8 protein-coding genes are annotated in these 8083 nt (G+C 65.0%); 3 read left to right on the top strand and 5 right to left on the bottom strand.

Features of this window, described 5'->3' with window-relative positions; genetic code table 11:
- Window positions 1–273 precede the first annotated feature (273 nt).
- The gene (locus tag RT567_RS10575) at window positions 274–1494 is read left to right on the top strand and encodes an NADP-dependent isocitrate dehydrogenase (RefSeq protein WP_313576350.1); all 1221 of its coding nucleotides are present in this window, start codon (window positions 274–276) and stop codon (window positions 1492–1494) included.
- A gap of 2 nt (window positions 1495–1496) precedes the next feature.
- Here the strand turns inward: RT567_RS10575 and RT567_RS10570 are convergent, their stop codons facing one another.
- Complete coding sequence (locus tag RT567_RS10570; RefSeq protein ID WP_313576349.1) at window positions 1497–1631, bottom strand: hypothetical protein; 135 nt, start codon at window positions 1629–1631, stop codon at window positions 1497–1499.
- Window positions 1632–1812: 181 nt separating this feature from the next.
- On the opposite strand from RT567_RS10570, the gene RT567_RS10565 reads away from it, so the two are divergent.
- Window positions 1813–2367 carry a DUF2939 domain-containing protein gene (locus RT567_RS10565; protein ID WP_313576348.1) on the top strand — a complete coding sequence of 185 codons (555 nt, stop codon included), beginning with the start codon at window positions 1813–1815 and terminating at the stop codon, window positions 2365–2367.
- An 83-nt stretch (window positions 2368–2450) separates the two neighbouring features.
- The gene (locus tag RT567_RS10560) at window positions 2451–2714 is read left to right on the top strand and encodes a hypothetical protein (RefSeq protein WP_313576347.1); all 264 of its coding nucleotides are present in this window, start codon (window positions 2451–2453) and stop codon (window positions 2712–2714) included.
- Between the two features lie 83 nt (window positions 2715–2797).
- Here RT567_RS10560 and alaS read toward each other — a convergent pair whose 3' ends face one another.
- The 4 genes from alaS to RT567_RS10540 all read right to left on the bottom strand — a co-directional run.
- Complete coding sequence (alaS, locus tag RT567_RS10555; RefSeq protein WP_313576346.1) at window positions 2798–5443, bottom strand: alanine--tRNA ligase; 2646 nt, start codon at window positions 5441–5443, stop codon at window positions 2798–2800.
- Between the two features lie 131 nt (window positions 5444–5574).
- The gene (rraA, locus tag RT567_RS10550; protein ID WP_313576345.1) at window positions 5575–6057 is read right to left on the bottom strand and encodes a ribonuclease E activity regulator RraA; all 483 of its coding nucleotides are present in this window, start codon (window positions 6055–6057) and stop codon (window positions 5575–5577) included.
- Window positions 6058–6554: 497 nt separating this feature from the next.
- A complete protein-coding gene (gene recA, locus RT567_RS10545) occupies window positions 6555–7634 on the bottom strand; it encodes a recombinase RecA (RefSeq protein WP_313576344.1) in 1080 nt (359 codons plus the stop codon).
- Window positions 7635–7803: 169 nt separating this feature from the next.
- Window positions 7804–8083: CHAD domain-containing protein (locus RT567_RS10540; RefSeq protein WP_313576343.1), on the bottom strand; the 280-nt coding region annotated here is incomplete at its 5' end.

The raw sequence follows: 8083 nt of genomic DNA, 5'->3' as shown, positions 1-8083 counted from the left end.
GCCTCGCGCCCCTTGCAGGCGGCCAGAGCCAGGGGAAGGAAGGCGACGGAGGCGGCGAACCGCAGGCGGCGAAGCGTCATCAGGCGTTCCATGCGTTTTTGATCGACCGGCGGCGCCAAGCGTAGCCGTGAAAAAGCCTAGCGGCCCAGCCGCCGTTTCGTTCCGGCCTGTCGTTCGGGCCTTGCGGCTTTCGTCCCCTTTGCGCCCGCGCGCAGGGGTCGCTATATCCCCTGCACCGAATTCCTTCCCTGATTGAGAGACAGAGGCGTAAGCATGGCCAAGATCAAGGTCGCCAATCCCATCGTGGACATCGACGGCGACGAAATGACCCGGATCATCTGGCAGATGATCAAGGACAAGCTGGTCTTCCCGTATCTGGACCTCGAACTCGACTACTACGACCTCGGCATGGAAAGCCGTGACGCCACCGATGATCAGATCACGATCGACGCGGCCCACGCCATCCAGAAGCACGGCGTCGGCGTGAAGTGCGCCACCATCACCCCGGACGAGGCGCGCGTCGCCGAATTCGGCCTGAAGAAGATGTGGAAGTCGCCGAACGGCACCATCCGCAACATCCTGGGCGGCGTGGTCTTCCGCGAGCCGATCATCTGCAAGAACGTCCCGCGTCTGGTGCCGGGCTGGACCCAGCCGATCGTCGTCGGCCGTCACGCCTTCGGCGACCAGTACAAGGCCACCGACTTCCTGATGCCTGGGCCGGGCACGCTGACCATCAAGTTCGTCGGCGAAGACGGCGAGGTCATCGAGCATGAAGTCTACAAGTCGCCGGGCGCCGGCGTCGCCATGGGCATGTACAACCTGGACGCCTCGATCCGCGAGTTCGCCCACGCCTCGTTCGGCTATGGCCTGAACCGCAACTACCCGGTCTATCTGTCGACCAAGAACACCATCCTGAAAGCCTATGACGGCCGCTTCAAGGATATCTTCCAGGAAGTCTTCGACGCCGAATACGCCGAGGAATTCAAGAAGCGCGGCCTGACCTATGAGCACCGCCTGATCGACGACATGGTCGCGGCCGCGATCAAGTGGTCGGGCGGCTTCGTCTGGGCGTGCAAGAACTACGACGGCGACGTGCAGTCGGACATCGTGGCGCAGGGCTTCGGCTCGCTGGGCCTGATGACCTCGGTGCTGATGACGCCGGACGGCAAGGTCATGGAGACCGAGGCCGCCCACGGCACCGTGACCCGTCACTACCGTCAGCATCAGAAGGGCGAGGCCACCTCGACCAACTCGATCGCCTCGATCTTCGCCTGGAGCCGTGGCTTCAAGCACCGCGCCAAGCTGGACGGCAACGCCGAGCTGGCCGAGTTCGCCGATACGTTGGAGCGCGTGGTCGTCGAGACCGTCGAGTCGGGCTTCATGACCAAGGATCTGGCCCTGCTGGTCGGCGATCAGCAGTCCTGGCTGACGACCGAAGGCTTCCTGGACAAGGTGTCCGAGAACCTGAAGAAGGCCCTGCCGGGCATCGGCTGAGCTTAGCCCAGAATGACATCAAGGCCCGCCGGAGCGATCCGGCGGGCTTTTTTGTTGGTGGCGTCATTCAACCTTTTGCCGTCATCCTCGGGCTTGACCCGAGGATCCAGTGCGGCGGCGCGCTCGACCTCGCCCACGTTCAGTACGCGGATGGCTGGATCCTCGGGTCAAGCCCGAGGATGACGGCGTGGGGACAGGGGACGGAGCCGCGTGAAAACACGCATTGAACCCGCCTACGATCCATGTCCCTAATACTCTTGGGGATTTTGACGCCGTTTCGTCGTCGTCTCGTCGCGTTCGTAAGGCAGGGGAGGGCCGATGAACCGCAAACTGATCATTCGTCTGGGATTGGCGGCCGTCGCTGTCTTTGTGGTCGCCTACGCCGCGTCGCCGCTGCTGGCGGCGCGATCATTGGTGCGGGCGGCCAAGGCCGGGGATGAAAAGGGGCTGGAGCGCCAGGTCGACTTTCCCGCCTTCCGCGCCAGTCTGAAGGACGAGCTGAACGCCCGCATGATGGCGGAGATGCGCAACGATCCGCGCATGGCCGACAGCGGCCTGTCGGGGCTGGGGATGCTGCTGGCGCCCGCCATCGTCGGCGGGGCGGTGGACGCCTTCGTCACCCCGCAGGCGATCTCCATGATGGTGCAGGAGGGGCGCACGCCCAAGCCCGCCCTCCCGGTCGAAACGGAGCTGAAGGCGAAGAGTGACCATGACCGCGTGCGCCAGTCGTGGGGCTATCGCGACCTGGACACCTTCGCCGTCACCCTGACCCGCGACGACCAGCCGAACGAAGCGGTGTCCCTGCTGATGAAGCGTCGCAACCTGTTCGGCTGGAAGCTGGCGGCGATTGATCTGGGGGCGCCGACTCCGTGAACCAATGGGAGCGAGCTCGATGCGAGGTTGAAAGCTGCATTGCTGAGCGGCCCGGCGAATATGAACCGGCTACCATCGCTGTCATGAACGATATTCTGGAGCTGCTGCAACAGACCGGGCGACCGGCCCCAAACATCTGGCCGGGCTATTGGCCGACCTTCTGTGTCGATTGGAACCTGCCAAGCGTAAAAAACCTGAAGCTGGAAGTCTTTGCCGGCAGGGTTGAGGTCTATCGTTACAACGAAAATCTGTTTGATGTGTGGGATGAGGCTCACGAACTCGGCGGGCCGTTCTCTGACGATTTTCTCAATGAGCTTCCATCGCCAGATACCGCCGCGTCCGTTTAGATCGCGTCCTGAGGCTGAGCACAGCCTAAAAAGGGCGGCGCATCGAATGCGCCGCCCCTTGTCGTTTCAGCCTGTGCGGGCGATCAGTCCTTCAGCACGGCGCGGATGGCGTTCAGGCCGTCCTCGGCCTTGGAGCCGTCCGGGGCGCCGCCCTGGGCGAAGTCGGGCTTGCCGCCTGCGCCCTTGCCGCCCATAGCGATGACGGCGTCGCGGGCCAAGTCGGCCGCATTGACCTTACCGGCCATGTCCGGCGTCGCGGCGACGGTGATGGCCGCCTTGCCGTCGGTGACGCCGACCAGGGCGACGACGCCCGAGCCGATCTGCTTCTTGAAGTCCTCGGCCACGCCGCGCAGGCCCTTGCCGTCGACGCCGTCCAGAACGCGGGCGATCAGCTTGACGCCGTTGATCTCCTCCGGAGCCGCATTGGCGCCTGCGCCGCCGCCCAGGGCCAACTGCTTCTTCAGGTCAGCGACCTGCTTCTCCAGCGTCTTGACCGAGGCCTGCAGACCCTCGACGCGGGCCGGAACCTCGGCGGGCTGGATCTTAAAGCCCTGCGCCAGGTGGCGGGCGACATTGGCCTGATCCAGCAGGAAGCGGCGGGCCGCCTCGCCGGTCAGGGCCTCGACGCGGCGCACGCCGGCGGCCACGCCGCCTTCGGAGACGATCTTGAACAGGGCGATGTCGCCGGTGCGGAAGACGTGGGTGCCGCCGCACAGTTCGACCGAATAGGCGCCGGGACCGTTCAGCGCGCGGCCGATGGTCAGGACGCGGACCTCGTCGCCGTACTTCTCGCCGAACAGGGCCACGGCGCCCGCCGCGATGGCGGCGTCGGGCGTCATCAGCTCGGTCGTGACCGGGACATTCTGGCGGATGACGGCGTTCACCTCGTCCTCGACGCGGGCGATCTCCTCGTCCGTCATCGGGGCGTTGTGGCTGAAGTCGAAGCGCATGCGCTCGGCGTCGACCATCTGGCCCTTCTGGGCGACGTGGGCGCCCAGGACGTTTTTGACGGCGGCGTGGAACAGGTGGGCGGCCGAGTGGTTGGCGCGGGTGGTCGGGCGGGAGCCTGCCTCGACCGTGGCGGTCACGACCGCGCCGGTCGCCAGCGCGCCCTTGGTCACTTCCAGCGTGTGAACGTGCAGGTCGCCGCCGTGCTTCTTGGTGTCCAGAACGCGGCCTTCGCCGCCGCTCCAGACGAAGGCGCCCTTGTCGCCCGCCTGGCCGCCGCCTTCGCCGTAGAAGGGGGTCTTGTCCAGCAGCACCTCGACCGTCTCGCCGGTCGCGGCGGACGCGGCCTCGGCGCCCTCCTTGACGAGGGCGATGACCTTGCCTTCGCCGGTTTCGGACTCATAGCCGGTGAATTCGGTGCCGCCGTGCTGGTCGCGCAGCGCCAGCCAAGCCCCGGCCGAAGCCGTCTGGCCCGAGCCCTTCCAGTGCTCGCGCGAGCGGTCGCGCTGCTCGGCCATGGCGGATTCGAAGCCGTCGACGTTGACGCTGAAGCCGCGACGGCGGGCCTCGTCCTGCGTCAGGTCCAGCGGGAAGCCGTAGGTGTCGTACAGGGTGAAGGCCGTCTGGCCGTCCAGCATGTCGCCGGCCTTGAAGTCGCTCGTGGCCTGATCGAACAGGTTCATGCCGCGGCCGAGCGTGGTGCGGAAGCGGATCTCTTCCTGCTTCAGCGTGTCCTCGATGAAGGCCTGGGCGCGGCCCAGTTCGGGATAGGCCTCGCCCATTTCCTGAACCAGGGTCGGCACCAGACGGTGCATCAGCGGATCGGCGGCGCCCAGCAGGTGGGCGTGACGCATGGCGCGGCGCATGATGCGGCGCAGGACATAGCCGCGGCCCTCGTTCGAGGGCGTCACGCCGTCGGCGATCAGGAAGGCGGTCGAACGCAGGTGGTCGGCGATGACCCGGTGCGACGGGGCGCGCTCGCCCTCGGCCTTGGTCGAGGTCAGTTCTTCCGAGGCGTGGATCAGGCTCTTGAACAGGTCGACGTCATAGTTGGAGTGGACGCCCTGAAGCACGGCGGCGATGCGCTCCAGACCCATGCCGGTGTCGACCGACTTCTTGGGCAGTTCGCGAACGATCTCGTCGTTCTCCTTCTCGAACTGCATGAAGACGTTGTTCCAGATCTCGACGAAGCGGTCGCCGTCCTCGTCCGGCGAACCGGGAGGGCCGCCGAAGATGTGGTCGCCGTGGTCGTAGAAGATTTCCGTGCAGGGACCGCTCGGCCCGCTGTCGCCCATGGCCCAGAAGTTGTCGGCGGTGGGGATGCGGATGATCTTGTCGTCGGAGAAGCCGGTGATCTTCTTCCAGATGTCGAAGGCTTCGTCGTCGGTGTGATAGACGGTGACCAGCAGGCGCTGGGGATCGAGGCCGAACTCCTTGGTCAGCAGGGTCCAGGCGCGCTCGATGGCGTGATCCTTGAAGTAGTCGCCGAACGAGAAATTGCCCAGCATTTCAAAGAAGGTGTGGTGGCGCGCGGTATAGCCGACGTTGTCCAGGTCGTTGTGCTTGCCGCCGGCGCGCACGCATTTCTGCGAGCTGGTGGCGCGCTTGTAGGGCGGGGTGGCGGCGCCGGTGAAATAGTCCTTGAACGGCACCATGCCCGCGTTGACGAACAGCAGCGTCGGATCGTTCTGCGGCACGAGCGGAGCCGACTGCACCTTCTCGTGGCCGTCGGCGGCGAAGTAGTCGAGGAAGGTGGAACGGATCTGCTTCAGGCTGGTCATGGGCGTATCGCTCTGGAACTCGGGCGCGCGGGAGGAATGTCGGAACCGGCGTCATATAGGGATTTTGCGCCGAACGCATCACTGGCGCGTGATCGTGGGGGAGAAGGCGCGTTTTTGCGGCCGCGAGCGCTCTAATCGTGCAGGCGCTGCGGGGAGACGACCACCCCGTCCTCGTCGGCGTAGAGCCAGTCGCCGGGCGTGAAGATGACGCCGCCGAAGGCGGTGGGGATGTCGATCTCGCCGATGCCGTCGCGATCGGCGCGCAAGGGAATGGTTCCCAGGGCTTTGACGCCGACCTCCATGGTGTTGATGACGGCTGTGTCGCGCACGGCGCCGTGGACGATGATCCCGGCCCAGCCGTTGTCGATGGCCAGCTTCGCGAGGTTGTCGCCGACCAGGGCGCGCTTCAGCGAACCGCCGCCGTTGACGACCAGGACCGCGCCCTGACCGGGGCGCTCCAGCGTCTCGCGTACCAAGGCGTTGTCGTCCAGCACGCTGAGGGTGCGGATCGGACCGTGGAAGGCGGCGACCTGGCCGAAGCTGCGGAAAGGCGTCTGGCAGACCTTCACCACGTCGGTGTGGGCGTCGCAGAGGTCGGCGGTGGCGGGGCGCATGGCGTTCCTTCTCATTTATCAGGAATCGTTGTTATGTGAATGGGTCTGGTGGATGTTTCAGACTTTAATTTAGGGAGAATACGTGTGCGCACGATAGCCAAATTGGCAATGTCAGGAATTCTTCTCGCCATGACCGCTTCGCCGGCGGTTGCGTTCAAATCATGGGAGTATGTGTACTATTATACATTCTACTCGGACGCATCCATGACGACGGTCGTGGGGTATGGAAATGACGTTTGCATGGAATCGGGAGGCAATGTGATGGTAATTACGCCCCTGTTCCCTACGCCTTACTATACGGCCGAGCGGGGGCACGAGTGCCGTCCTGGGGGACCGCTTTGAGCTGACGGCAATCTTTCAGCTTAGGGGAAAAAAAGAGGCCCGCCCGACGTTGGTCGGGCGGGCCTGTCTCCGTCCGACCGGCCCCGCGGGGTCGGTAGGCGGGTCGCGAGGCGGCGAACGGAGAAGCTCTGTTCAGAACCGGGAATGAAGGCGGATCAGCCCTCCAGATCCTGACCTTCGTCCGGCTCGGGCGCGCCCAGCATGTCGTCGGCGATCTTGGCCGTGGACTGGCGGACGGCCTTCTCGATGGCGAGAGCCATGTCGGGGTTGTTCTTCAGGAACTCCTTGGCGTTCTCGCGACCCTGACCGATGCGGGTGGAGTCGTAGGAGAACCAGGAGCCGGACTTCTCGATGATGTTGGCCTTGACCCCCAGGTCGATGATCTCGCCGATCTTGGAGATGCCTTCGCCGTACATGATGTCGAAGATGACCTCGCGGAACGGCGGGGCGACCTTGTTCTTGACCACCTTGACGCGGGTGGTGTTGCCGACGACCTCGTCGCGGTTCTTGATCGCGCCGGTGCGGCGGATGTCGAGGCGGACCGAGGCGTAGAACTTCAGCGCATTACCGCCCGTCGTCGTTTCCGGCGAGCCGTACATGACGCCGATCTTGTGACGGATCTGGTTGATGAACAGGACGATGCACTTCGACTTGGAGATCGAGGCCGTCAGCTTGCGCAGGGCCTGAGACATCAGACGGGCCTGCAGGCCGGGCAGGCTGTCGCCCATCTCGCCCTCGATTTCAGCGCGCGGCGTAAGCGCCGCGACCGAGTCGATCACGACGATGTCCACGGCGCCCGAGCGCACCAGGGTGTCGACGATTTCCAGCGCCTGCTCGCCCGTATCAGGCTGCGACACCAGCAGGTCGTCCAGGTTGACGCCGAGCTTCTGAGCATAGACGGGGTCCAGCGCGTGTTCGGCGTCGACGAATGCGGCCACGCCGCCCTTCTTCTGGACCTCGGCCACGGTGTGCAGGGCCAAGGTGGTCTTGCCCGAGGATTCAGGGCCGAACACCTCGATCACCCGGCCGACCGGCAGACCGCCGATGCCGAGCGCCATGTCGAGGCCCAGCGAGCCGGTCGAGACGCTCTCGATCTCGTTCACCAAACCGCCCTTGCCGAGCTTCATCACCGAGCCCTTGCCGAAGGCGCGATCGATCTGCGCGATCGCCGCCTCTAGAGCGCGTTGCTTTTCGCCGTCTTCTTTACCCACGAGCTTCAGTGCCGCCTGTGACATTGGTTTTCTCTCCCTTGCCATGATTCCCATCTGACTTCGGGAGAGACCCGCCACGGACCCGCTCCCTCGTTGAGCCGGACTATGGACATGGTTTGTTCTTGTTCGCAAGATGTTCTCGTGAACTGAACGAGAACATTTATCGATATGCGACCGATTTAGTCGTATGCATTTACCGCCAGAAGGGTCGGGCGCGGGCCAGGCGAGCGAAGGCGCGGTCTGAAGCGGCGTGCAGGATGACGGCGCTCTGTTCGCAGCCGCCGATCAGCCGCCCGGCGGCGAAGGCGATCTCGGGCGAGGTCAGTCTGGCCTCGGCGGGGATGCGGTTGCGCGCCACGGCCAGGTCGTTGAGGGCGCCGAAGGCGTCCTGCACCCGCTCCAGCGCCTTGAGAAAACGTCGCTCACGGCCGGGGCGATCGAACAGGCCGACGAAGAACTCGGCGGCATAGCGC

This window comes from Brevundimonas sp. (assembly GCF_032107865.1).
In the GTDB taxonomy this organism is placed as follows: domain Bacteria; phylum Pseudomonadota; class Alphaproteobacteria; order Caulobacterales; family Caulobacteraceae; genus Brevundimonas.
The sequence above is the reverse complement of the archived record's forward strand: the minus strand, read 5'-3'. Positions and strand labels throughout refer to the sequence as shown.